The organism is Streptomyces cyaneofuscatus, from assembly GCF_042718795.1.
GTDB classification, from domain to species: Bacteria; Actinomycetota; Actinomycetes; order Streptomycetales; family Streptomycetaceae; genus Streptomyces; species Streptomyces cyaneofuscatus_A.
Window position 1 is genome coordinate 187,876 of the sequence record NZ_JBHXOX010000007.1, and the last position, 24,016, is coordinate 211,891.

The following is a 24,016-nucleotide window of genomic DNA, read 5'->3' on the forward strand; positions in this document are numbered from 1 at the left end:
AGTCGACGCCCGCGCCCGGACCGCCCGGGGATCAATTCGGCTTCGTGGTGCAGCAGGTGCTGCTGCTGCTGGTGAGGCTGACCGGGCCACGGGCCGAGGCCGAGGTGGACGGCTGCAGGGTCTGGAGCTTCAGCACACTCATCTGGATTCCTCCCGGAGTACGGATGGGGGCGGGGGTGGACACCCCCGGATCGCCGGCTGTGGCGGTCCGGGCGGAGACGCCCGTGCGGCTCCGCCCGGACCGCGCGCGATCAGTTCGGCTGGGTGGTGCAGCAGGTGCTGCTGCTGCTGGTGAGGCTCACGGGGCCGCGGTTCGCCGCCGAGGTGGACGGCTGCAGGGTCTGGAGCTTGAGCACACTCATGGGACTCCTCCTTTGGGGTACGGCTGCGGTGGGATCGCCGCCCGGGCGGGCGGCGATCCCGAGTCAACGCCCGGCGACCGCCCGCCACATGGGAGCTTCGCCCCCGTAATCCGGTCCCCCCAGCCCCACCCGGCCGCCTCTTCCCCACCCACGAATGTGGGTACCAACGACCCACCCGCCTCCGGCGGGCGGGTGCCCCATCCCGCCTTAGCGGTGGCGGCCGGCATCAAGGACATCGGCCGCAGCTTCACGAGGCGGTCAGCCGCCCGTGACCGCACCCGGCGGCCGACCACGGCGCAGCCCGGACGGCTGACCTGCCCCCGTTGCCCGGAGCGATGTGGTTCCCTGAAGACGATCGGGCAATGAGGGGGCATCGTATGGACGCACAGTTGGTGGCGCTCGCGGCGAGCGGCGCGAGCGCGCTCGTCGGCGCGATGGTGACGGATGCCTGGGCGCAGGCCCGGGGTCAGGCCGTCGGCCTGTGGCGTCGGCACCGTCCCGCCCAGGCGGAAGCGGTCGAAGCCGAACTGGTCTCCTCGCAGGCGGAGTTGGCTGCGGGCGCGGAGTCCGAGGAGCTGCTGCGGGCGCGTATGGAGGGCCGGTGGCAGGGGCGGCTGGAGCGGCTGTTGGAAGAGGCCGCGGAGTCCGGGAGGGTGGCGGCGGACCTCCGGGCCACGGCTGAGGTCATCTCCGGGCTGACCGCGTCCGGTGCGGGCTCCGTGGTGCAGAACGTTCGCGCGGGCCGGGACGCGTACACCGCCGCGCGGGATCTCCACGTCGGTGTCAGGGAGCGTGACGGGAGCCGGGACGCGTGAGTTCGTGGCGTACGGACCGCGCCACCTCCGCCTCTCCGAGGTCGGCGGCCTCGATCTCGGTGAGGAGGGCGCGCAGCGCCGACGCATGGGCGGGCGGATGGAGTTCGCCGGTGGTGTGCTCCAAGGCGACGACCTGAAACCGGAGTTCGAAGGCGGTGAAGTAGGTCGTCCGCTCGCTACGTGCCCAGACCTCGCTCGCGGAGCGGGCCAGGTCGAGGGCCTCGGCGTGGCGGCCCTGGGCGTCGCGCAGCCGGGACATCTCCAGCGCGCTGGTGAGCGTCAGATGGTGCTCCGTGCCGAGTGTGCTCAGCCGCTGTGCATGGAGTTCCGTGAGGAGCGTCTCTGCTTCCGCCAGGTGACCGAGCGCGAGAAGGACAGCTCCGAGGGCTCGCACGGAGAAGTGAGTGGACGGGTGTGTGAGGCCGAGCTTGCGACGCCGCAGTGCGAGAACCTCGCGCGCCTCTCCAAGGATGTCGGGGGCACGTCGCTGCCGCAGTCGTAGGCCGATCATGCCGTTGCGCGCGATGAGCGTGGCCGTGTGGTCCGCGCCGCGCGTTCTGGAGCGAACCTCGATCACCTTCCGGAAGAGCGGCTCCGCCTCTTCCAGTCGGCCGGTGTCGCGCAGGAGCATCGCGAGATTGGACTCGGTGACCAGGGTGAGCGCGTGCTCCGGGCCCAGGAGCCGGCGCCGGGCCTCCAGAGTTGTCCTGTGCTCAGCCTCCCCCTCACGGAAGCGGCCCGTGTAGGCGAGCGTGTAGGCGAGGTTGTTCCGGCTGCGGCTGACCTCGATATGGTCTCTGCCGAGGGTCCGTTCGCGTCCGGCCAGGACCTGCCGATGCAGGGCTATGGACTCCTCGCAGCGACCGAGGGCGCGAAGCGTGATCGCGTACCGGCTCTGGGTCTGGAGCGTGACGGCGTGATCCGGCCCGAGGACACGGGTGCAGGTTTCCGCGGTGTCGGCGAGGAGCCGCTCCGACTCCGTGTAGTGACCCTCCAGGCAGATGCGGTCCCCATACAGGGAACGGCTGGCGAGTGTGTCCGGATGCTCCGGGCCGAGCAGCGATTCCTGTACCTGACAGGTGGCTCGGATCTCGACGGTGGCCTCCGGACCCCGGCTGTCGAAGCCCAGGGCCCGCGCGTACGCGAAGCGGCAGAGCAAGGTCTCCCGGTCCTCCGGTCCCAGCAACCGGGCGGCGAGTTCGTAGGACGCCGTGGAGAGGGCCATCGAGCTCACGAACGAGCCGGCCTCCCGTAGCACCCCGGCCGCCGTCCGAGCACTGCCGAGCAGCCCCGGCAGCACCTCCGCCCCCTCCGGGCACCTCGCCAGCAGCCGCAGGCAGTGCGGCGCGACCAGCGTCCACCACGCCACCTCGCCCTCGACATCCTCCGCACCCGATGCCGCCTCCGCCAGCAGCGACGCCGCCAGCGACCAGACCTCCCCGTGTCCCTCGCCCGCCGCCGTCTGCGCCGCCACCGTCTCCGCGACGAGCCGGTGCAGCTTCACGCACGCGATGGTGCCCCGGTCGGACGGCACCAGGCGCTCCTCCACCAGGCCGAGGTCCACCAGGGCCTCCAGGGCGTCGTCCCTGCGCAGCGCGTCCGTGTCGGCCGGGAACAGCCGCGACCTCGCGAGGATGGCGGGATCGAGAGTCCGTAACGGGACCGGGGTCGACTCGTAGCAGGCCAGGATCTGCAGCAGGCGCCGGGCCTCCGGAAGGCCGCGGTCCTCGATGAGTTGCAGAGACCGTTCCCAGGTCGCCGTCACACGGACCTCCCCCGCGTTCTCCGAGTGCCGCACGCCGGCCGTGCGGCGGCCGGTCGCGTTGTCGAGCAGGGCGACGTTGACCCGCACCTGCGCGTCGTACTCCTCCACCGCGGAGGCCGCGAAGCCGGCCGTGTCCGCGAGGCCGGCCCGGCGGAACTGCCGGCGGCACTGGACCCCGAGGTACTTGCCCGCCATCTCGAGCGCCAGTGGCAGCCCACCCAGGGTGTCGGCCAGCCGGAGCGCGGTCTCCGAAAGCCCGTCACCCGTCGGCGGGTCGCCCTCGGGAGGGACCGGCCCAGCGTTGTCGGACGCGTGCTCCACCCCGGCGGTGCGCAGTTGGTCGAGGAGGATGTGAGCCGCCTGCGATGTGGGGAGCTCCCGCAGCGGATGCAGTGCGGCGCGCCGCCACAGGTCCGGGTTCCCGTCACGCGTGGTGACCAGGACGGCTCCGAGGGGGCTCTCCCTGAGCCAGCCGTTGCCGTCGGTCGGCAGTCCGTCCGGGGCGGCGAGCGAACCGGGATCGTCAGCCTCGTCGACGACCAGCAGCCACGGCCGGTCCTGCGCGTCCAGGCTCCGCCACAGCAGGTCCGGCGCGCTGAGCTCGCCCTCCCAGGCGGCCTGGACCAGCGCGGGCTCGACGCCGAGCTCGATCGCCAGTTGCCGCAGTCCGCTGTGGAGCGTGGTGGGGTCGGAGGCGGACACCCACCACACCTGACGGCCCTCCTTCGCCGCCCGCATCCCGACGCTCAGCGCCACGGTGGACTTTCCGCAGCCGCCGAGGCCGTGAAGCACGGACATACGGGTGTTCGGCGCGGACAGCTCAGCGCACAGAAGTCCGATCAATGCGTCCCGCCCGCGCACCTCGGTCGGCAGGCGTCCGTACGGAGGCCGCACCGAGAAGAGCCCCGGGCCACCGACTCGACGGAGCGGGCCGGCCGTGTAGACGTTGACGTCGCGCGCAGCGCCGTAGGAGTCCCGGCCGGAGCGGATGCTCTGGCCTGACCACTGCGCGTCGTCGAATCCCCGCTCGGCACTGTCCGGCATCTGGCGCCCTGTCACCTCGTCACCGCTGTCCTTGGAAGAACTATGACCGATGCGACCGGAGGTCCGCAGCAGAAAGGACTGCCGCACGCCCTACCGCACAGGGTCCCGTTCCAGTCCCGCAGCCGCCGCCGGCAGGTCATCCGACGCGGACCACGACGAGAGCTCTCACTCTGTGCGAACGCAAAGAGAAGAAAGCACGGTGGCGTTACTTCACCGAGGGACGGCGACCGTCAAATAAAATGCGGTTCCGAGGTTCTTTCCATCGGGGCGCCGCGGACTATTCCGCCCGTCCGTGCCGGAGCAGCGCGGCGCACAGAGCGCCCAGGCTCAGTACACAGAAAAGGGTTCGGAAGACATTGGCCGGCACCCAGACGGATTTGAAGTCGTCGACCACCGCGTGGAGGTCCTCGGCCGACGCCGGGTCGCCCAGCGCCGCCAGGTCCGCGTTGAGGGGAAGGTTGACCGCGACGGTGACGACGAGCACCAGCAGATAGCAGGCGGCCGCGACGGTCAGCGGCAGGGCCACCGTTCGGCGCTTGCGGCGGAAGGCCACGATCGCGGCGGCTGCCGTCAGAGCCAGCGTGGCCAGGAAGACCAGGCCGAACAGCGCGCTGCCGTCGATCGCCGCGTTGAACCGCCGCATGGCCGCCGCGTACGAGGCGTCGTCCAGCTCGGCGAGGCCCGGCATCACGGAGATGTCGTAGGCGAAGAACAGCCCGGCCATCAGCCCCGTGCAGAGCACCGAACCCACCAGTAACGGCACGGTGATCCGGTCGCGGGCGGGCCGATCACCTGCGGGCCGGGCCGGGCCCGACCAGTGCGGAGCGGCATGGGGAGGGTGGTGGCTCATGTCGCGGTCCTGTCGATCGGATGGACTCTCCCGGGCGGTGGCGTCGGGTGCACACGGCTGAAGAGAGCATGCGCATGGCGCCCGCGATCATCCCAGCAGGTTCAGGGCGCCCAGGTCCATATCTCACACGCTCACGCGCATACGAGAACGTCATCCCGGGCGGTCGGAGGGGGCAGCCGCCAGGCACTCCTCGAGGAACGCCAGGGCCCGCGCGTGGTAGAGCGGGGCGGCCAGTCCGAGGCTGAGGTTGTGCCCGGCCTCCGCCAGGCGTTCGACGACAGGGCGGCGCGTACCCGTGAAGCAGGCGGCCACGGCCCCCAGTTCGTCCCGGTCCAGGCACCACCAGCCCTCGTGCTCGCCGAAGGTGAGCCGGACGGGGCAGCGGACCCGGGCGGCGGCGGCCGGGAACCGGGCGGGCCACCGGGCCGTCTCCTCCTCCTCGGCGGCCGGGACCTCGCGGAGCAGGGCGCGGCTGGCCCGGAAGGTGCCGCCCGGGTAGAGGCGCAGCGGACCCCAGTTGAGCTCCCCGGCACCATCGCCCAGCGTGTCCGGGAAGTGCGCGGCGGCCGGTGCGTAGTGCCAGCCACAGCCGTTGAGGTCGAGCCCGAGCAGGCGGTCGGCGGGCGTCGTTCCGGGCCAGGGCTCTCCAGCCAGGTGCAGGGCCGTCTTGCCGCCGTCGGAGTGGCCGAGGAGGAAGAACCCGGCCCCGACGGGGTTCGGTTCGGCGTAGTCGGCGAGCGAGAGGCGCAGCAACCGCGCCTGTTCGGCGAGTGGCAGACCGCGCGGGAGGGTGGCGCGGGAGAGGCCGTAGCCGGGCCGTTCCACCGCGAGCACGGTATGGCCGAGGGCGGTGGCGAGCGCGAGCAGCGAGGTGTGCGGAGCGATCGGTCCGGCGAAGTAGCCGGGCGACATCGCCCGGCCGTGGACGGCGACGAGCACGGACCTGGGCGCCCCGGTGGCCGGTTCGCTCCGCCAGGCGCCGAGGCGGTGGGGGCCGTGCCCGAGCACGATCTGCTCGACGCCCGCGGGGACGGGGGTGGTCTGCGGGGCCGCCGGCTCCGTCGGCGCGGTGCTCACGCGGGCACGCCCTCGGCCTCGGCCTCGCCGACGGGACCGGCCGGGCGTTCGGGCCCGGTGGTCGCCGTGGTGCGTACGGGGGCGGGGTGCGGCAGGATCGAGAGCGCGTCGACGGTCAGCGGGACCACGCTGCGCCCGGCCGCCTCGGTGCTCACGGCCCGGTGGGCGTCGAACTCGGCCAGCCAGGCCTCCAGGCTCGGGGCGCGTAGGAGCGAGGTGCCGATGAGCAGGCCCCGGTACCCCTCTTCCAGCAGACCGGCGGCGGTGGCGGGGTCGCTCACCGCACTGGCGCTGACGGGGCAGAGGGTGCCAGCGGCCCGCACGGCGGGCAGCAGCGCCCGGCTGCGGTCCAGGTCCCCGGCGTCCCGTTCGCGGGCGGTGATGTCCTTGTTGTTGACCGCGACGACACAACCCTGCGGGTCGGGCAGGCCGACCGCCTCATCGGCGCGGGTGACCTCCACGAACGGGGTCAGCCCGTGCTCCTGGCACGCGCGGGCCAGGCCGTGCAGGGACTCGCGGGGCAGCAGGGCCGCGGTCAGCAGGACCGCCGAGACGCCTGAGCGGGCGGCGGCGGCGATCTGGTCGTGCCGGGTCACGAAGTCCTTGAGGAGGACCGGGACATCGACCCGGGCGGTCACCTCGTCCAGCATGGCGGCCGTCCCGCCGAACCACCGGCCGGTCACGACCGACACGCAGGGGGCCCCGGCCCGCTGGTAGGCGGCGGCGACGTCGCCGGGGGCGCGGCCCCGCAACAGGTCGGCGCCGTGCGCGTCGCGGGACTTCACTTCCATGATCACGGGGCGCTCCGCGCCGAGGAGCGCGGAGAGGAAGGACTGCGTCATCGGGCTTTCCTCACGGAGTGGCGGGGGTTGCTCGCGGAGTGGGGATGTTGCTCGTGGAATGGCGTGGCGTTGCTCACGTAGTGGCCGGCGTTGCTCACGTAGTGGCCGGCGTTGCTCATGGAGTTGGGAGCGGGAGTTCCGGTCCAGGCTCGGTCGAGCGCGGCGACCCGGGCGGGGTCGAGCGGGCCGCCGCCCAAGCGGGCGGCGTTGTCGATGTCGACGCCCCGGAATCCGGGGTGGGCCGCGAAGGCGTGGCCGGGGGCGTCGGCCTCGGTGAGGCCGCCGGCGAGGAGGAAGGGCAGGGGCAGTGCGGGCAGCAGGGGATCCAGCGCCTCGGCCGGCACCCGGTGGCCGGTGCTGCCGACCGCCCCGCCCCGGGTCGCCGCGTCGACGAGGAACAGGTCCACCCCGGCACGGGCGTACGCCGTCAGGAAGGGCCGCTCGACGCACGCCCCGTCGAGCACGTGTACCGCCTTGACCAGCACCGCCTCGGGGAGGGCCGCGCGCAGGGCGGTGACGGCGGCCGGCGGCTGGTAGGCGTGGAGCTGGATCCAGCGCACCCGGGCGGCGCGGGCGGCCGCCGCGATCCGTTCGGCGTCGTGCAGGAACGTGACGAGCACCGGCTCGGCCCGGCCCGACGCGCGGACGGCGTCGGCCAGTTCGGCCAGCCGAGCGCCGGTCAGGTCGCGGGCGCCGCTCTCCACCCCGTACCAGAGGCCGACGAGGTCGGCCCGTACGGCCACGGCGGCGGCCTCGTCGGGGGCGGTGGCGCCGCACACCTTGAGCAGCGGCCGTGGCCGCAGGGCCGGGGCGCTCATCCGCCCAGCCCCAGGGCCGAGGCGACGTGGTTGTACTGGATGTCGTTGGTGCCGGAGTAGAGGGTGCCCGCGACCGCGGCCCGTACCTCCTTCTCCAGGCCGACCTCGGTGAGGTAGCCCGCGCCGCCGAAGACCCGGACCGCGGAGAGGCTGGTGGCGAGGGCGGCCTCGCTGGCGAGGATCTTGGTGATGGCGAGGTCGGCGGTGACGTCCTCGCCCGCCGCGAGCCGCTCGGCGGTGTCGTAGAGCCACTTGGCGGCGGTCTCGGTGCGGATCTTCATGTCGACCACGCGGTGCGAGACCGCCTGGTAGTCGCCGATGGGGTGGCCGAAGGCCTTGCGTTCCCGGGCGTAGGCGACGGTGCGCTCCAGCCGGTGGCGCATCTCGCCGAGCTGGACGGTGAAGCCGAACAGGATCTCGCGCTTCATCACGTGGTCCAGGACGAGCAGTCCGCCGCCCACCCGGCCGAGCACCCGGTCGGCGGGTATCCGGCAGCCGTCGAGGTGGAGGGTGGACAGCGGGGCGGTCCGCAGGCCCATCTTGGCGGTGGTGCCGCCGACGGAGAGCCCGGGGGTGTCCCGGTCCACGAGAAAGGCGGTGGTGCCGAGGGGGCCGCCCTCCGGGCGCGTACGCGCGTAGACGACGAAGACGTCGGCGATGGGGCCGTTGCTGACGAACGCCTTGCCGCCGGTGAGGGTGAAGTGCGTGCCGTCGCGTTCGGCTCGGGTGGTCATCGCCATGGCGTCGGAGCCGCTGTCGGGTTCGGTGATGGCGTGCGCGCCGATCAGCTCGCCCGAGCAGATGCCGGGCAGGTAGCGCTCGCGCAGGGCGTCGCTGCCGAAGGCGGTGAGCGGTACGCCGGTGCTGGCCATCGAGGTGGTGGCGCAGAAGTTCAGACCGGACTCCCGGCAGGTCTCGCCGAGGGTCTCCAGGACGTGCAGCGTGGTGAGGAGGGACTGGTCCGCGCCTCCCCACTGCCGGGGGAAGGGCAGCCCGAGGACGCCGCTGCCGGCGAGGGACCGCCAGCGGTCCGGTTCGAACGCGGACCGGGCGTCCGCGTCGATGTGTCCTTCGCTCAGGATCTTGCCCCACTGGGCCATGCCGGCGCAGAGCGCCTGCTGGTCAGCGTCGCGGTTCCTCATGGCGGAGCCTTCCGTACGGGCCGTGCGGGTGGCCTCGGTCGATGACGGGCGGAGGGGTGACGGCGGTGTTTCGGTGTTCCGTCGTCGTCAGGTCGGCGGGCGCCCGTGGTTCAGGCGCCCGTCGGGTGGGCGGCTGGGCCGTCTAGTAGGCCGAGGAGACGTTCTCGTCCAGGCTGTGCACCTCGTCGCCGCGGAGCGCCGGGGCGAAGACGCAGACCAGGCGCAGGTCCTCGTGGGGTGAGGCGATCAGGAAGTGCGGGTCGTTGTTGTCGAGCGAGTAGAGGACGCCCGGCGTCAGCGGATGACTGGTGCCGTCGAGTTCCACCACCTCGCCGGAGCCCTCGATGCAGTAGCAGGTCTCCAGGTGGTTGCGGTACTCCAGGCGGGACTTGGTCCCGGCCCGCACCGTGGTGTCGGTGACGCTGTACCCCAGGCCGTCGGCGTCCAGGACGAATCTGCGGCTGAGTCCGTTGCCCCAGTCGACGGTCTTGACGGTCTCGATGTTACGGATGAGCACGGGTGTCCTCCTTCGGACGGGCGGTGGTGGGACGGCCGAGCGCGGCGACGAAGGAGCGGTAGCCCTCGACCGGGTCGGACCCGGCCTCCAGACCCCGTTCCAGCGCGGCCACTCCGGCGGAGCCGACGATCGCCGCGTCCGCGCCGCTGCGGGCGACGGAGGCGAGATCCCCGGCGGTGGACACCCCGAAGCCGACGGCTATCGGGGAGGCGGTGAGGTCGCGCAGGGAGCCGACGAACGGCGCCAGGCCGGCGTGGCCGCCGTCGGGCGTTCCGGCGCCGCTGCGCCCGTAGCGCGCGACCAGGTAGAGGTAGCCGGTGGCGTGGGCCGCCGCCTCGGCGACGGTGGCCGCGGAGCTGGCCGGGTAGCAGGTGGTGACCTCGGGCAGGCCCGCCGCGCGCAGCGCCTCGTGGTGGGCCTGCCGCAGCCGGGGCGGCAGGCCGTGGGCCAGCAGGGCGTCGGCGCCGCTGTCCGCGACGGCGCGGGCGTACTCGGTCGGCGGGGCGGTGCGCAGGCTGTGGCTCCAGTCGGCGAGCACCGCGATGCGCAGCCGCTTGAGGCCGGGCCGTACGGCGGCGACGAAGGCCAGGGTCTCGTCCAGTCCGACGCCCTGGGCCAGCGCCCGGTCGGCGGAGCGGCGCACGACGGGCCCGTCGGTGGGCGAGTCGGGGAAGGGGACGGCCAGTTCGAGGCAGTCGACGCCCGACTCGTCCAGGAGGGCGACGAGGTCGGTGAGGACGGGCAGCGGCGGGTCCCCCGCGTTCAGGAAGAACGCCAGGCCCAGCTCCTGGCGGGCGCGGGCTTCGGCGAAGAAGTCAGCGGGCACGGTCCGCCCCCTTCAGGCGCTCCAGCAGGTCGAGCGCCGCCCCGTCGTCAAGTGCGGCTCCCGCCTCGGCGACCGCCTTCGCCCAGTCGTCCCGGTGGCCGGACGCCAGGGTGAGCGCGGCCGCGTTGAGCTGGAGGGTGGCGCGCAGGGGGCCGCCCGCCCGGCCGGCGAGGACGGTACGGAAGTGGTCCGCGGCCGCGTCCCGGGAGACCGGGACGAGGTCGTCGAGCCTTCCGTCGGCGGGGACCAGGTCGCCCGCGCGGAGCGTCAGCGTGGTGCCGTCGGGGAGGTGGACCGTGTTGTCGCAGATGCTGAGGAGTTCGTCCGCGCCGAGCGGGTTGGTGACCAGCCACGTCGTCGGGGCGCCCGGGCGGGCGGCGACGGCCCGCAGGGCGGGCAGGAGCCCACCGCCGTCGGCCCCGCTGACCCCGGTGACCTGGGCGGCCACCGGGACCGCCGCGAGGAAGGGGCCGACGGTGTTGAGGAACCGGCCGAACACCCGCATCGGCGTGGGGACGGCCAGCAGGGCGAGCCGGGCCAGCTGTACCGGGTAGACGAACGGCCCGGTGAAGGCGATGCCGTGGGCGTCGAGCCGGCCGTACGTCTGGTCGAGGGAGGCGGCGAGCGGGACGCCCAGCCGGTCCAGGAGGTCGATGGAGCCGGTGCGCGCGGTGTGGGCGCGGGAGCCGGACTTGACGACCCGGACCCCGCAGGCGGCGGCGACCAGCGCGGAGGCCGTGGAGAGGTTGACGGTGGGCGGACCGCCGCCGGTGCCCACCACGTTGACGGTGCCGGGCCACGGCGTCGCGGGCCGCGCCGGGCGCCGCCGGTCCAGGGCGTCGAGCAGCGCGAGCAGGCCGTCGGGCTCGGGCAGGGCCGCGGTGAGCGAGGCGAGGAGCGCCAGCGCGTCACCGCGGTCCAGGGCGCCGTCGGCCAGCGCCTGCCACAGCGCGTCCCACTGGTCCGCGTCGGCCGGCGCGCGCCGGTCGACGATCGGGACGAGGGCCGGGTGCACGGCTCAGCCGCCCGTGGCGGCGGCGCTCCGGGAGCGCGCGATGTAGGCGTCGATGGCGTTGACGCTGCGGAAGTTGTCGGGGTCGAGGTCGGTGTCGCCGACGGCGAGCCGGAAGTGGTGCTCGACCCAGGCGATCAGCTTGAGGACGCCGAGGCTGTCGATCGCGCCGTCGGCCAGGAGGTCCAGGTCGTGCGGGAGCTGGGCGGGGGTGAGATCGGGCAGGAACTCCCGGACGATGTACTGGCTGATCTGGTCGGTGTTGCTCACGGGGTACTCCTTGGCGGGTTGCTCGTACGGGTGTCGGACACCGTCGGACCTGCGGACGGGGGGCGGCGGGGCGGAGCCGGTCAGGGAGCGGCGGCCGATACGGCACCGGCAGGGCGGGCCGCCGTCGCGAGCGCGCGGCGGTCCACCTTTCCGGTGCTGGTACGCGGCAGGGGCTCGCGTAGGGGGGTGAGGACACCCGGCACCCAGCCCCGGGCCAGCCGGGCGGTGCAGTGCCGTTTGAGGTCGAGGCTGGTGGCGGTGGAGGTGGCCGCCAGCCGGACGACGGCGACCAGGCGGCGGCCCTCGACCGGGTCGGGGACGGTGGTCACCCCGGCTTCCAGCACCTCGGGATGTTCCAGCAGCACCTGTTCGACCTCGCCGGTGTTGACGGCGACGCCCCGGATCTTGACCTGGTGGTCCAGCCGGCCGACGAGCCGGAGGGTGCCGTCGGCGTCCCTCTCGACCAGGTCCCCGGTGCGGAACCACCAGGCGCCCGCGCCGCCGTCCTGGGCAGGGGAAGGGGCAGGATCCGGGTCCGGGGCAGGGTCCGGGACAGGGTCCGGGACGAACTTCTCGGCGGCCCGGCGCGGATCGGCGTACCCGGTGCTCTGGAAAGGCGTGGAGACCTCCAGTTCGCCGCGTCCGGGCCCGGTCAGCAGACCGCCGTCGGGCTCCCGCAGCCGCAGGCGTACCCCCGGGAGGGCGCGGCCCAGCGGCATCGGGACGGGGGACGGCAGGCTCCGGTCGACCTCGTGGATCAGGCTGTCGTTGGTCTCCGTACAGCCGTAGATGTTGTGCAGCCGGGCCCCGGGGGCGAGTTCCGCGAGGTTGGCGAGCACCTGCTCGGGCAGCACGTCGCCGGTGAACGCCGCGTGCCGGACGGTCTCCAGCGGGCCGCCGCCCTCCGCGCGGGCCTGGGCGCAGACCAGGGCGTAGAAGAGGGGCACCGCCTGGACCACCTCGACCCGGTGGGTGCGCAGCAGGCGGAGCAGCCGGGGGCCGGCGGCCGCCGTCGGCGCGTCCACCAGGACCACCTGGCCGCCGTGGGCGAGGGTGGTCCAGACGTCGAGCAGGCAGAGGTCGAAGTTGAGCGGGGCGTAGTTGAGGACCGGGGTGGACCCGGTGATGCCGAAGGCTTCGGCGGCCCAGTCGGTGAAGGCGTCCACGGCCCGGTGCGGCAGCGGGACGGCCTTGGGGATGCCGGTGGAGCCGGAGGTGGTGAGGACGAGCGCGGTGCCCGGCGGCACCGCCGCCCCGGGGCGCTCGGTGCCGGTCGCCGTGACGGTCGCCCCGGTGAGCGCGTACCGGCAGCCCGCCTCCGCCATCACCGCCGCGAGGTGGTCGGGCGGCAGGGTGGGTGAGGGCAGCAGCGCGGGGCGGCCCGAGGCCAGGCAGGCGAGGACGGTGGCGATGGTGCCGGGCGACTTGTCGTCGAGCACGGCGACGGTGGCGCCGACGGGGACGTGCTCGGCGAGCCGGGCGCGGGCGGCGGCGGTCGCGTCGGCCAGTTCCCGGTAGCTGGTGGGGGCGCCGTTCCACCAGAGGGCGGGTGCGTGGGGGGTCTTCCCGGCCCAGCGGAGCACGGAGTCGGCTGTCCGGCCGTACCGATCGGTCCCGGTCGTCATCGGCCCGCTCCCGTCGCGGGGCCGAGGCGGAGCAGGCCGCCCTTGACGGCCGCGGCGCCCTGGGACCGTACGGTGAAGGCGACGGTGTCCCCGGCGGCGGAGGGCGTGAGGTCGAGGGTGGTCTCCTCGCCGGGCAGGACGGGGCGGGCGAAGCGGGCACCGACGGCCAGGACCCGGTCGGCGTCCCCGTCCGCGTAGCGCTCCGCGGCCTCCTCCACGGCGAGCGAGACGAGGCCCATGCCGTGGGCGATGACGTCGGCGAACCCGGCTTCCCGGGCGGCCCCGGGATCGAGGTGGACCGGGTTGAGGTCTCCGGCGGCGTGGCCGTAGTCGGCTATCCACTCCCGGTCGACGCGGAGGCCGCGGGTGATCGTGGCGCCCGGCGCCTCCTGACGGGGCGCGGTCGTGGGCCGGAGCGTGCCGTGCGGTTCGGCGGCCCGGATGCCGACGAGCAGGATGTGGGCGGTGAGCCGGGCCTGTTCGGCGCCGGTCGCCCGGTCGGTGAGCGTGGTGGTCAGGACGAGCCGGGTGCCCTTGGGCTCGACCCGTACGGCCTCCACTCCGGCGACGGCGTCGAGCGGGGTGCCGGGGAGCGGCGGGTGGTGCAGCTCGATCTCCTGGGCGAGGTGGACCAGGGAGTACGGGCCGTGCCCGGCGGCGAGGCCCGCGACAGTGCGTTCGGCGAGCGGGTGGGTGAGGACGAAGGCGGCGAGGGGGCCCGCACCGGCGCGGTCGGGCGCCGGCCGGCCCAGCGCCCGGCGGGTGACGGTGCGGTAGCGGCGGACGGCGTCCGCGTCGAGGAGCGGTGCGGCCGGGTCGAGTGCGGAGCCGGGCCGGTCCAGGAGCGGTGCGGCCGGGTCGAGAGCGGCGCCGGCCGGGTCGAGAAGCCGACCGGCCGGGTCGAGTGCGGAGCCGGGCGTTGTCGTCATGCGGGGGTCACCACCAGGCTGCTGTTGTGGCCGCCGAAGCCGAAGGAGTTGGTGAGCGCGGGGCCGGTGGGAATGGTCCGCGGGGTGCCGTGGACCACGTCGATCTCCATCTCGGGTTCCGTTCGTGTGTGGTTGGCGGTGGGCGGCACCGCACCGGCGTTCATCGAGAGCAGGGCCACCACGAGTTCGACGGCTCCGGCCGCTCCGATGAGGTGGCCGAGCACGCCCTTGCTGGCGGTGACCGGAGGGCCGTCGGGCCCGAACACCTTGGCGAGGGCGGCGGCTTCGGCACGGTCGTTGTGCACGGTGGCGGTGCCGTGGGCGTTGATGTGCGCGATGTCGGAGGGCGTCAGTCCGGCATCGGCGAGCGCTCCGGCCATGGCCTCGGCGGCATACGCCCCGTCGGGGTGCGGGGCCGAGAGGTGGTGGGCGTCGGAGGTGGCGGCGTACCCGGCGACCAGGCCGTGCGTCCGGGCGCCCCGGGCCCGTACGTCCGCCGCCCTCTCCAGCACCACGAAGGCGGCGCCCTCCCCCATCACGAAGCCGTCCCGGCTCTCGTCGAAGGGGCGGCACGCGGTGGCGGCCTCGGTACGGAGGGAGGCGGCGTTGAGGTTGCCGAACCCGGCGAGCGTGATCGGGGTGAGGGTCGCCTCGCAGCCCCCGGCGATCACGACATCGGCGCGGTGGTCGCGGAGCATCGCCGCGCCGAGACCGATGGCGTCGGCTCCGCTGGCGCAGGTGGTGGAGACGGTGATGGCCGGTCCGTGCCAGCCGAGTTGGAGGGCGATCTGGGCGGCGGCCGCGTTCGGCATCGTCATCAGGGGCATCAGCGGGCGGACGCCGCCGGGGCCCTTCGCGGCGAAGTTGACGGACTCGGCGTCGCTGGTGGCGCGCCCGCCGACGGCGTTGCCGACGACGATGGCGCAGCGGGCGGCAGGCGCCTGCGGCAGCCCGGCGTCGGCGTGGGCGGCGAGCGCGGCGGCGAGCCCGTAGCGGGCGAAGGGGTCCAGCCGCCGGGCGGCCTTGCTCGCCAGGGCCTCCTGCCAGGGCAGGCCGTGGCCGGTGAGCTCCGGCACCCGGCAGCCGATCCGGATGCGGTGGGCGGCGGTGTCGAAGTGGGTGAGGGCGACCGCGAGGGAGCGGCCCGCCGACACCGCGGTCCACAGGTCTTCGGTGGTGAGTCCGGCCGGGGTGACGGCGCCGATCCCGCTGATGGCGACGTCCGGCCGGGCGGAGCGTTCCGCTTCGGTGCGCATGGTCCGTGGGGTTCCTTCCCGTTCCGGTGGCCGGCCGTGGGCCGTGGAGGACGGCCGGGACGGCGCTGGCCGTCCCGGCTGTGAGCCGTACAGGCGGTGCCCGCCCCGGCCGTGGGCCGTACAAGCGGTGGCCGCCCCGGCCGTGGGCCGCGGAGGCCGTGAGCAGCGGAGGCCGTGGGCCGTACAAGCGGTGGCCGCCCCCGCGTGGGGTGCGCGGGCGGCGACGGGGCTCAGCCCGTCAGCAGGCCGCACTCCCCCGCGGCCTTGAGGAACGCCTCGGCGGCGAGGTCCACGTCCGCGTCCGTGTGCCGTGCGGTGACGGCGATCCGCAGCCGGGCCAGGTCGCGCGGGACCGCGGGGGTCACCACGGGCAGCCCGATCACGCCCAGTCGGCGGGCGGCGGTGGCCAGGTCGTACGCCGCCTCGTCGCTGCCCGCGATGAGCGGGACGACGGCGGTCTCGCTGTCGCCGGTCCGCAGGCCGCCCGCGGTCACCAGCTCGCGGAACCGGACACCGTGGCGCTGGGTCCGGGCGACACGTTCGGGTTCGGCGCGCAGCACGCGCAGCGCCTCCATGGCGGCGCCCGCCGAGGCGGGTGCGAGGGCGGCGGAGAAGAGGAACGGCCGTGCGGCGTAACGGAGGTGGCCGATCAGCTCGGCCGGTCCCGCGACCCAGCCGCCCATGGACGGGATGGCCTTGGACAGGGTGCCGAGCTTGACGTCCACCCGTACCCGGCGGTCGAAGTGCTCCTCGATGCCCAGGCCGGTGCGGCCGATGACGCCGAGGGCGTGGGCCTCGTCGGTCATCAGGAGCGCCTCGTGGGCGTCGCAGACCTCGCGCAGCCGGGGCAGCGGCGCGATGTCGCCGTCCATGGAGTAGACGCTGTCGACGATGACCAGCCGCACCCCGCCGGGGGCCGCGGCCTCCATGCGGCGGGCCAGGTGCTCGGTGTCGTTGTGCCGGAAGCGGACCACGGTGGCCCCGCTGAGGCGGCAGCCGTCGACGATGCTGGCGTGGGCGTACTTGTCGACGAAGACGGTGTCGCCGGGGCCGACCAGGGCGCCGATCGTGCCGACGTTGGCCGCGTAGCCGGAGCCGAAGACGATGGCCCGCTCGCGCTCGGCGACGGCGGCGACCTCGGCCTCCAGCTCCTCGTGGAGGGGGATCGACCCGGCCAGCGCGCGCACTCCGTGGTTGCCGGTGCCGTAGCGGCCGGCGGCGGCCTGGGCCGCCGCGACCACGCGCTCGTCGCCGGCCAGGCCCAGGTAGCTGTAGCCGGACATCATCAGCAGCCGCCGGCCGTCGAGGTCGACGTAGGCCGTGTCGCGCTCGGCGGTGTAGGGGACGAAGCTGTTGCGGCGCTCGGGCTCCCACTCCAGGGAGGCCACGCGGCGCTCCGTCGCCTCCAGTTTGTGCGTGATTCTCCCCCACGCTGCGGATGCCATCGGCCGTCCTCTCATTCGTGACCGCCATTGCACACAAGTGCAACGAATCTGACGCGCCCCGAATTCAACGGCCCGCTCGCAATCGAGGCGCAACACGGGAGCAAGATCAAACAGTCACCATTGGATTTGGCATGTGCCAGGAACTCCGATTCACCAAGCGTTAACTGATGCAACTTTATGGTGTAGTTGACACACCTAATTTTTGAACGAGAATGCTGTTTACTCAGCCGTGGAGAAGATTTGACCAAGCTCGTTCCGGACGACCGCAGGCCTCGCACGGGATCCTCACGTGCGCCACTCGGTCCATGAGTCACGTCCTGGGCCCTGCGCACGGAACCGCACGCACGTCAGAAAGTCGACTTCCGTCATCCATGCCGCCGAGGAAGTCGCCTCAACCTTTTCTTGGGGGGATCCACCGTGCTCATCAGGCTTGTCGGCCTTGTCTCCATCGAACATGAATCCGAAGCCCCGCGGGTACTGGCCAGTCATCAGGCCCAGATCGCCCTGGCCCGGCTCTGCGTGGAACGTCCGTCCGGCATAGGCCGGGAGCAACTCGCCGACACCATATGGCCGGACGGCCTGCCCAGCACCTGGGCCTCGGCGTTACGCAGCGTCGTCAGCCGCCTTCGGGCGCTCCTCTCGGAGGGAGAGGACGCCGAGCCCGCGGTGATCGCACGAGGCGGCCGCTATCTGCTGCGGCTGTCGAAGGACGCGCAGGTGGACGTCGAGCGTGCGGAGCAGGCCGCCTTCACCGCCGCCGTCGCCCACCGTGAGGGCGACCACAGCACCGCGCAACGGCTCGCGACCACCTCCGTGTCCCTGCTGCGGGGACCGTTCCTCGCCTCCCACGAGGGCGAGTGGGTGGAGTCCGTACGACGCCACCTCAAGGAGCTGCGGGTCTCGGCCCTGGAGACCGCGAGCAGTTCCTCGTCCGCGCTCGGCGACACCCACCACGCCCTGCGGTACGCGGAGGAGGCGGTGCGCCAGGCACCGTTCCGGGAGAGCGCCTACCGCTGCCAGATGACCGCGCACCGCCTGGCCGGCAACCGGGCCGAAGCCCTGCGGATATACCAGCAGTTGCGCGTCGTCCTCGCCGAGGAGCTGGGCTGCGACCCGAGTCCGGAGAGCGAGGCCGCCTACCTCGGCCTGCTCGACCGGACCCGGCTCCCGGTGGCCCCCGTCCGGGCGGAGCGGCAGGCGATGTCGACCCACCGCCGTGTACCGGCTCACATGATGGAGACACCGCTGTCGATGCTGACCACCTGCCCGGTCATGCAGTCCTGGTCGAGGAAGAGGGAGACGCTGCGGGCGACCTCCTCCACCGTGACGAACCGCGGAACGGGCGCCTTGCGCGCCATGTCGGAGACGATGCTCTCCGGTAGCTGATCGGTCATACCGGTGATCATGAATCCCGGTGACAGAGCGTTCACCGTGACCCCGCGTCGGCCGCACTCCGCCGCCAGCGCACGGGTCATCCCCATGACGCCGGCCTTGGAGGCGGAGTACGCGGTCTGCCCCGCCGTGGCGATGAGACCCGACGGCGAGACCACGTTGACGATCCGGCCCCAGCGCCTGCGCAGCATGGACGGCAGCGCCACCCGGCTGGTGTGGAACGAGCCCAGCAGGTTGGTACGGATGACCTCGTGCCAGTCGTCCGGGGACTGCATCGCCATCAGGGCGTCCTTGCGGACCGCCCCGTTGTTGACCACCACGTCGATGGGCCCGAGCGACTCCTCGACCTCCCGGTAGAGCCGCTGGGTCTCCTCCCAGGAGCCGACGTCCGCGCCGACGACGACCGAGTCGTTCGACAGTTTCCCGCTCACCGCCCGGGCCTGGCCGGCCGAGCTGCGGTAGTGGACGGCCACCCGGCAGCCCAGCGCGTCCAGTTCGACCGCCAGTGCCTGCCCGAGCCCGCCCGACGCGCCGGTGACCAGGGCCACCGGCGCGTCGGGCCGCTTGCCCGCTTGCTTCCCTCCGCTCACGCGGCGCCTCCCCAGCGCATCAGGACCGATCCCCAGGTCATCCCCGCCCCGAACCCGGCGAGCAGCACCAGCTCCCCGGTCTTGATCCGGTCCGCGTCCAGCGCCTCGGTGAGCGCCAGCGGGATGGAGGCCGACGCGGTGTTGCCGTACCGGTCCAGGTTGGTGATCAGGGACTCCGGGCGCAGACCCGAGTGCTGCACCACGGAGTTGATGATGCGGATGTTCGCCTGGTGCGGGATGACGTGATCCACCTCCGCCGGGGCGACCTTCGCGCTCTCCAGCGTCTCGCGCACGGTCCGCACCGTGTAGCGGACGGCGTTGAGGTAGATCTCGTTGCCCTTGATCCGGGCATAGTGGAGCCCCTGCGCGACCGTTTCCGGTGTTGTGGGCATCCGACTTCCGCCCGCCGGGACCTTGAGTGCATCTGCACACGATCCGTCCGCGCCCAGGTTCCAGGCCAGAACGGGATCTTCCGGACCCGGTACGAGCACCACCGCGGCCGCACCGTCGCCGACCAGGATGGAGAGGTCCCGGTCGGCGGGGTTGGCGGTCAGGGTGTGCGTGTCCGAGCCGATCAGCAGGATCGGACGGCGGTCCATGCGCAGCATGCCCATGGCCGCGACCAGCCCGTAGACGAAGCCCGCGCACTCGGAGTTGACGTCCATCGCCCCGCCGCCGATGCCCAGTTCATGGTGGACGAAGGCGGAGGTGGCGGGGGACGGCTGCTCGGGTGTGGCCGTGGCCACGATCAGATGGGCGATGTCGGCGCCGGTCAGCCCCGCCCTGGCCAGGGCGGCGCGGCCCGCGTCGGCGGCCAGGGAGGCGGTGGTCTGCCCCGGGTCGACGGCCCGCCGCTCATGGATCCCGCAGCGGCTGACCACCCAGTGCTCGTCGACCCCGAAGCGTGCCGCGAGTTCGGCGCTGGTGACGACCCGCTCGGGCAGGGCCTTGCCCCACCCGGCGATGGCGAATCCACTCATGGGTCCGCCTCAGGCCTCGGCCGGCTGCGGCGCCAGGTCGACCAGCTTCGCGTACACGTCCCGCATGGTCGTGCTGTCGTCCAGCTCCGCGAAGAGGGACTCGTCGGCGGGGATGTCGGGGTGCTCGTTCTGGAAGTTGTACAGCCACTCCATCAGGTCCAGCGAGTCCACACCCGGGATGTGCCGGATCGGCGCGTCGGGCGTCACCTCGGTGGCTCCGGAGACGGCGGCGAGCTGCTCCGAGAGAACCTCGACAGTCGGCAGTGCCATGATTGTTCCTCTCTCAACGCGACGGACGGTCGAGTCGGCATGCAAGCCGCTGCTCGCAATCGGACCGCAACAGGGCGGTCACACGCCGCTGTTGCGGGTGGATTGCACAGGTCCGCTTGGCTCCCTCTCAGCACGGTTCAGGACCGGACAGCCGTACGGCGCTCCAGCGCCCGGTCGGCAGAAGCTGCGAGGAGAGGGCGAGGATGGCGACGATTGCCTCCCACACCGCGGAGCCGGAGGTGGACGCAGTCCGCCACCACTACGAGGTGGGAAACGAGTTCTACCGTCTGCTGCTGGGCCCCAGCATGATGTACAGCGGGGGCTACTGGCAGGAGGGCGAGGGCCTGACCGAGGCCCTGGACCTGGCGCAGGAGCGCAAGCTCGACGCGTTCGCCGAGCTGGCCGACGCGGCGGGCAAGGGCCGGGTGCTGGACATCGGCTGCGGCTGGGGCACCCTGATGGACCGGCTGACGCGGAAGCACGGCGTACGCGAGGCGGTCGGTCTGACGCTGAGCCGCACCCAGGCCGACTTCATCGCGGGCCTGGACAACCCGGCCCTCACCACCCGGGTGGAGAGCTGGTCGGAGCACAGCGCCCCGGGCGCGTACGACGCCGCGTTCTGCGTCAACGCGCTGGAGCACTTCGTGCCCTCCAGCCTGTCGCCGAAGGAGCGCACCAAGCGCTACCGGTTCTTCTTCCAGCAGGTGCACGAGGCGCTCGTGCCGGACGGCCGGTTCGTCCTGCACACGATGACCGCCGAGGCCCAGCCGATCGGCCGGAAGATCCTGGCGGACCTGAAGTTCCTCCAGCGCTCCGAGTTCGCCGGGATGCACATCCCGCACCTGCACGAGCTGGCGGCCGCCGCCGAGGGCCTGTTCGAGGTGGTGGAGCTGGTCAACGAGCGTGAGGCCTTCGCCCGGGCCTGCCGGGCCTGGCTGGTGCTGCTCGCCGAGCGGCGCGCGGAGGCCGTGGCGCTGGAGAGCGAGGAGGTGGTGGCCCGCTTCGAGCGCTACCTGGACATCTTCGCGTACACGCTGGAGGACCGCTTCTTCAACAACTTCCGCCTCACGCTGGCCCGTAAGGGGTGACCGGGATGGCTCAGGAATCCCTGGACCCGGCCCGCGATCTGCGGGTGGCGGTGATCGGCAGCGGCTTCTCCGGGCTCGGCACCGCGATCCGGCTGACGCAGCAGGGCATCGACGACTTCCTGGTCTTCGAGCGGGCCGACGAGGTCGGCGGCACCTGGCGCGACAACACCTACCCGGGCTGCGCCTGTGACGTGATGTCGCACCTGTACTCCTTCTCCTTCGCGCCGAACCCGAAGTGGAAGAGCACCTTCGGCAAGCAGCGGGAGCTCCTGGACTACCTGCGTGACTGCGCCGACCGGTTCGGGGTGCGCTCGCGCATCCGCTTCCGGCACGAGCTGACCGAGGCGCGCTGGGACGACCTGCGCAAGCGGTGGCTGATCTCCACCACGGGCGGCGACTACACCGCGCGGGTCCTGGTCACCGGCACCGGCTACCTCAGCGAGCCGGCCATCCCCGGCATCCCCGGTCTCCCCGAGTTCCAGGGCGAGGTCTTCCACTCCTCGCGGTGGCGCCACGACCTGGACCTCACCGGCCGCCGGGTCGCCGTCATCGGCACCGGGGCGTCCGCCATCCAGTTCGTCCCCGCCATCCAGCCGGAGGTCGGCCGGCTCGACCTCTACCAGCGCACCCCGCCCTGGATCGGCCCGAAGAACGACAAGGCCAACAGCGCCCTCCAGACCAGGCTGCTGACCTCCGTCCCCGGCTACCAGCGCTTCCGCCGGAACTTCAACATGTGGGGCCGGGAGATCCTGGCCTTCGTGATGGCGCGTCCCGCCGTCGCCGGGAAGATGCAGAAGATGGCGTCCGACCACCTCGGCAAGAGCGTGCCGGACGAGGCGCTGCGGGCCAGGCTCACCCCGGACTACGTGATGGCCTGCAAGCGGCTGCTCTTCTCGAACACGTACTATCCCGCGATCCAGCAGCCCAACGTGGAGCTGGTCACCGACGGCATCGCCAAGGTCACCGCGGACGCGGTGGTCACGGCCGACGGCCGGGAGCGCCCGGTGGACACCATCGTGCTCGGGACGGGGTTCGAGGCGGTACGCCGCCCGATCGCGGAGCGCGTCTTCGGCCGGGACGGCGTCTGCCTCAAGGACGCCTGGAGCGAGGGCATGAGCGCGCTGCGCGGTACGGGCGTGGCCGGGTTCCCGAACCTGTTCATGCTGCTCGGGCCGAACACCACCCTGGGCCACTCGTCCCAGGTGATCATGATCGAGGCGCAGATCGCCTACCTCCTCGACGCCCTGACGACGATGGAGAAGCGCGGTCTGGCCGGCGTGGAGCCGCTGCCCGAGGCGCAGCGCGCCTACAACGACAAGCTCGACCGGCGGCTGGACGGCACCGTGTGGAACGCCGGCAACTGCCGTAGCTGGTACCTCGACGAGCATGGCCGCAACCCGTCCATCTGGCCGACCTACACCTGGCGTTTCCGGCGGGCCACCAGCCGCTTCGACCCCGCCGAGCACCTGCTGACCACCAGCGAGGACCTGCGGGCCGGCGTGCCCGCCGCTTCCTGACCGCCGTACGCGTGACCGACGAGACTTGGAGTCCTTCCTCGTGAACCTGCACACCCCTTCCCGAAGAGCAGTGCTCGGCACGGTCGGCGCCGCCGCCACGGTGATCGGCTGGAACGCCACCACCGGAAGCTGGGCCTTCGCCGCCGATCCCGCGCGCCGCCCCGGCGACCGCGTCGTGGCCGTGCCGCCGCTGGACGGCACGCTCACCACGGACACCAGCCAGTTCGGCTCCTACAGCCACGACTTCGGACGGCTGGTCAACGACACCGTGCCCTGGGCGGTCCTCACCCCCGGCTCGGTCCAGGACATCGCCAAGATGATCGGCTACGCACGGACCAACCGGCTGAAGCTCGCGGTCAACGGGCGCAGCGGCACCGGCGGCGACCTGGAGTCCCACTCCTGCTACGGCCAGGCCGCCGTACCGGGGGGCATATCGGTCAACGCCCGGGGCATGGCGCGCATCCTGTCGACCGGCGGCGACTCCATCACCGTGGAGGCCGGGGCGACCTGGGCGGAGATCACCGACCACCTGCTGCCCCGCGGCCGCACCCTGCCGGCCCTGCCCGACTACCTGCCGCTCTCGGTGGGCGGCACGATCAGCGTCGGCGGCATCGGCCTGACCATGGGCACCGAGGGCCTCATCGCGGACACCGTGACCGCGATGACCGTGGTGACCGGCACCGGCGAGGTGGTCACCACGTCCAGGACGCGGCGCTCCGACCTCTTCCGGGCCGCGCTGGCCGGCGGCGGCCAGGTCGGCGTCATCGTCAGCGTGACGCTGCGGACCGTGCCGTCAGCCGAACGGGCCACCGTCTTCAGCCTGTTCTACAGCGACGTCACGGCCTTCATGCAGGACTCGGAGATCCTGCTCGCCGACCGCCGCTTCCAGATGCAGGGCGGCGAGATGGTCCGCAAGCCGGACGACAGCGGCTGGCGTTACAAGATCGAGGCGGTCGCCACGTACTCCGGCGGGCGCGTCCCCAACCGGACACGGCTGCTGTCGGGCCTGAGGGATCTGCGTGCCGAGGCCCACATGGAGGACTACGCGCTGCGCGACTACCTCTTCCGGCTGGACGGCTACGAGGCCTTCCTCAAGGAGGCCGGTCACTGGTTCGAGGCGAAGCCGTGGCTCAGCCTCTTTCTGCCGCGCTCCTCGGCCGCCCGCTTCCTGCGCCTGGTGGAGAGCCAGCTCACCACGGAGAGCCTGGGCGCCGGGGTGCTGCTCACCTACCCGTACCCGACGTCCAAGATCACCGCGCCCATGGCGGTCCAGCCGAAGGACCGGACCGGCTACCTCTTCGACCTGCTGCGCTTCCCGAACCCGGGGACCGGCGACACCGAGATCGCGCGCATGGTCCAGCAGAACCGCTGGCTGTACGACCGGGCCGTGGAGCTGGGCGCCAAGCGCTACCTCGTCGGGGCGGTGCCTGACCTGACCGCTGCGGACTGGCGGCGCCACTTCGGCGGCAGCTACGGGGAGCTGTGCGACGCGAAGCGCCGCTTCGACCCCGGCAACGTCCTCACCCCCGGCCAGGGATTCTTCGGCTGACCGAGCACGGCCCCGGGCCGCTCCTACGGGAGCGG

23 protein-coding genes and 1 pseudogene are annotated in these 24,016 nt (G+C 73.0%); 5 read left to right on the top strand and 19 right to left on the bottom strand.

Annotated elements, in window-relative coordinates; translation table 11 throughout:
* Positions 1 to 31 precede the first annotated feature (31 nt).
* Positions 32 to 142, bottom strand: coding sequence for a class III lanthipeptide (locus ACFWRT_RS09700; protein ID WP_380951521.1), 111 nt, complete (start codon positions 140 to 142; stop codon positions 32 to 34).
* 109 nt (positions 143 to 251) lie between these two features.
* Positions 252 to 362 carry a class III lanthipeptide gene (locus ACFWRT_RS09705; RefSeq protein WP_380951520.1) on the bottom strand — a complete coding sequence of 37 codons (111 nt, stop codon included), beginning with the start codon at positions 360 to 362 and terminating at the stop codon, positions 252 to 254.
* 377 nt (positions 363 to 739) lie between these two features.
* On the opposite strand from ACFWRT_RS09705, the gene ACFWRT_RS09710 reads away from it, so the two are divergent.
* A complete protein-coding gene (locus ACFWRT_RS09710) occupies positions 740 to 1,177 on the top strand; it encodes a hypothetical protein (protein ID WP_380951518.1) in 438 nt (145 codons plus the stop codon).
* On the opposite strand, the gene ACFWRT_RS09715 is transcribed toward ACFWRT_RS09710, so the two are convergent.
* From ACFWRT_RS09715 to ACFWRT_RS09780, 14 genes are all read right to left on the bottom strand, one after another.
* Positions 1,146 to 3,986, bottom strand: coding sequence for a tetratricopeptide repeat protein (locus tag ACFWRT_RS09715; RefSeq protein ID WP_380951517.1), 2,841 nt, complete (start codon positions 3,984 to 3,986; stop codon positions 1,146 to 1,148). The genes ACFWRT_RS09710 and ACFWRT_RS09715 overlap by 32 nt on opposite strands.
* Before the next feature lie 277 nt (positions 3,987 to 4,263).
* Entirely contained in the window at positions 4,264 to 4,836 is a 573-nt protein-coding gene (locus tag ACFWRT_RS09720) for an anthrone oxygenase family protein (protein ID WP_380951515.1), read from the bottom strand.
* A gap of 150 nt (positions 4,837 to 4,986) precedes the next feature.
* Positions 4,987 to 5,913: an alpha/beta hydrolase gene (locus tag ACFWRT_RS09725; RefSeq protein ID WP_380951514.1), complete on the bottom strand. Its 927-nt coding sequence runs from the start codon at positions 5,911 to 5,913 to the stop codon at positions 4,987 to 4,989.
* On the bottom strand, positions 5,910 to 6,755 hold the full coding sequence (locus tag ACFWRT_RS09730; RefSeq protein ID WP_380951513.1) for a beta/alpha barrel domain-containing protein: 846 nt from the start codon (positions 6,753 to 6,755) through the stop codon (positions 5,910 to 5,912). Before ACFWRT_RS09730 ends, ACFWRT_RS09725 begins: the two co-directional genes overlap by 4 nt.
* Positions 6,752 to 7,573, bottom strand: coding sequence for a phosphoribosylanthranilate isomerase (trpF, locus tag ACFWRT_RS09735; RefSeq protein ID WP_380951512.1), 822 nt, complete (start codon positions 7,571 to 7,573; stop codon positions 6,752 to 6,754). Before trpF ends, ACFWRT_RS09730 begins: the two co-directional genes overlap by 4 nt.
* Positions 7,570 to 8,715 carry an acyl-CoA dehydrogenase family protein gene (locus ACFWRT_RS09740; protein ID WP_380951511.1) on the bottom strand — a complete coding sequence of 382 codons (1,146 nt, stop codon included), beginning with the start codon at positions 8,713 to 8,715 and terminating at the stop codon, positions 7,570 to 7,572. Before ACFWRT_RS09740 ends, trpF begins: the two co-directional genes overlap by 4 nt.
* A gap of 142 nt (positions 8,716 to 8,857) precedes the next feature.
* Positions 8,858 to 9,232 carry an ectoine synthase gene (locus ACFWRT_RS09745; protein ID WP_380951510.1) on the bottom strand — a complete coding sequence of 125 codons (375 nt, stop codon included), beginning with the start codon at positions 9,230 to 9,232 and terminating at the stop codon, positions 8,858 to 8,860.
* The gene (gene trpA / locus ACFWRT_RS09750; protein WP_380951509.1) at positions 9,219 to 10,058 is read right to left on the bottom strand and encodes a tryptophan synthase subunit alpha; all 840 of its coding nucleotides are present in this window, start codon (positions 10,056 to 10,058) and stop codon (positions 9,219 to 9,221) included. Before trpA ends, ACFWRT_RS09745 begins: the two co-directional genes overlap by 14 nt.
* Positions 10,048 to 11,073, bottom strand: a complete 1,026-nt coding sequence (locus ACFWRT_RS09755) for a hypothetical protein (RefSeq protein WP_380951508.1) — start codon at positions 11,071 to 11,073, stop codon at positions 10,048 to 10,050. Before ACFWRT_RS09755 ends, trpA begins: the two co-directional genes overlap by 11 nt.
* Positions 11,074 to 11,076: 3 nt before the next feature.
* Complete coding sequence (locus ACFWRT_RS09760) at positions 11,077 to 11,340, bottom strand: acyl carrier protein (protein ID WP_380951507.1); 264 nt, start codon at positions 11,338 to 11,340, stop codon at positions 11,077 to 11,079.
* Between the two features lie 80 nt (positions 11,341 to 11,420).
* A complete protein-coding gene (locus ACFWRT_RS09765) occupies positions 11,421 to 12,965 on the bottom strand; it encodes an AMP-binding protein (RefSeq protein WP_380951506.1) in 1,545 nt (514 codons plus the stop codon).
* Positions 12,962 to 13,894, bottom strand: a complete 933-nt coding sequence (locus ACFWRT_RS09770) for a MaoC family dehydratase (RefSeq protein ID WP_380951505.1) — start codon at positions 13,892 to 13,894, stop codon at positions 12,962 to 12,964. The genes ACFWRT_RS09765 and ACFWRT_RS09770 overlap by 4 nt, the downstream gene beginning before the upstream one ends.
* The gene (locus tag ACFWRT_RS09775; RefSeq protein ID WP_380951504.1) at positions 13,891 to 15,150 is read right to left on the bottom strand and encodes a beta-ketoacyl-[acyl-carrier-protein] synthase family protein; all 1,260 of its coding nucleotides are present in this window, start codon (positions 15,148 to 15,150) and stop codon (positions 13,891 to 13,893) included. The genes ACFWRT_RS09770 and ACFWRT_RS09775 overlap by 4 nt, the downstream gene beginning before the upstream one ends.
* A 230-nt stretch (positions 15,151 to 15,380) precedes the next feature.
* The gene (locus tag ACFWRT_RS09780) at positions 15,381 to 16,595 is read right to left on the bottom strand and encodes an aminotransferase class I/II-fold pyridoxal phosphate-dependent enzyme (RefSeq protein WP_380951503.1); all 1,215 of its coding nucleotides are present in this window, start codon (positions 16,593 to 16,595) and stop codon (positions 15,381 to 15,383) included.
* 717 nt (positions 16,596 to 17,312) lie between these two features.
* Here ACFWRT_RS09780 and ACFWRT_RS09785 point away from each other — a divergent pair.
* Positions 17,313 to 17,675 (top strand): annotated as a pseudogene (locus ACFWRT_RS09785) (AfsR/SARP family transcriptional regulator); the annotation flags it as partial.
* A 146-nt stretch (positions 17,676 to 17,821) separates the two neighbouring features.
* Here ACFWRT_RS09785 and ACFWRT_RS09790 read toward each other — a convergent pair.
* From ACFWRT_RS09790 to ACFWRT_RS09800, 3 genes are read right to left on the bottom strand one after another with little or no spacing between them, the layout of a single operon-like run.
* Positions 17,822 to 18,577 (bottom strand): SDR family NAD(P)-dependent oxidoreductase, encoded by a 756-nt coding sequence (locus tag ACFWRT_RS09790; protein WP_380951501.1) that lies wholly within the window; start codon positions 18,575 to 18,577, stop codon positions 17,822 to 17,824.
* The gene (locus tag ACFWRT_RS09795) at positions 18,574 to 19,557 is read right to left on the bottom strand and encodes a 3-oxoacyl-ACP synthase III family protein (protein WP_380951500.1); all 984 of its coding nucleotides are present in this window, start codon (positions 19,555 to 19,557) and stop codon (positions 18,574 to 18,576) included. Before ACFWRT_RS09795 ends, ACFWRT_RS09790 begins: the two co-directional genes overlap by 4 nt.
* 9 nt (positions 19,558 to 19,566) lie before the next feature.
* The gene (locus ACFWRT_RS09800) at positions 19,567 to 19,827 is read right to left on the bottom strand and encodes a hypothetical protein (protein ID WP_010064097.1); all 261 of its coding nucleotides are present in this window, start codon (positions 19,825 to 19,827) and stop codon (positions 19,567 to 19,569) included.
* A gap of 203 nt (positions 19,828 to 20,030) precedes the next feature.
* Here ACFWRT_RS09800 and ACFWRT_RS09805 point away from each other — a divergent pair, with 203 nt between their 5' ends.
* Genes ACFWRT_RS09805 through ACFWRT_RS09815 form a run of 3 tightly spaced genes read left to right on the top strand, consistent with a single transcriptional unit; the run spans position 20,031 to position 23,981 of the window.
* Entirely contained in the window at positions 20,031 to 20,915 is an 885-nt protein-coding gene (locus tag ACFWRT_RS09805) for an SAM-dependent methyltransferase (protein WP_380951499.1), read from the top strand.
* 5 nt (positions 20,916 to 20,920) lie between these two features.
* Positions 20,921 to 22,432 (top strand): flavin-containing monooxygenase, encoded by a 1,512-nt coding sequence (locus tag ACFWRT_RS09810; protein WP_380951498.1) that lies wholly within the window; start codon positions 20,921 to 20,923, stop codon positions 22,430 to 22,432.
* 40 nt (positions 22,433 to 22,472) lie between these two features.
* Entirely contained in the window at positions 22,473 to 23,981 is a 1,509-nt protein-coding gene (locus ACFWRT_RS09815) for an FAD-binding protein (protein WP_380951497.1), read from the top strand.
* Positions 23,982 to 24,016 lie beyond the last annotated feature (35 nt).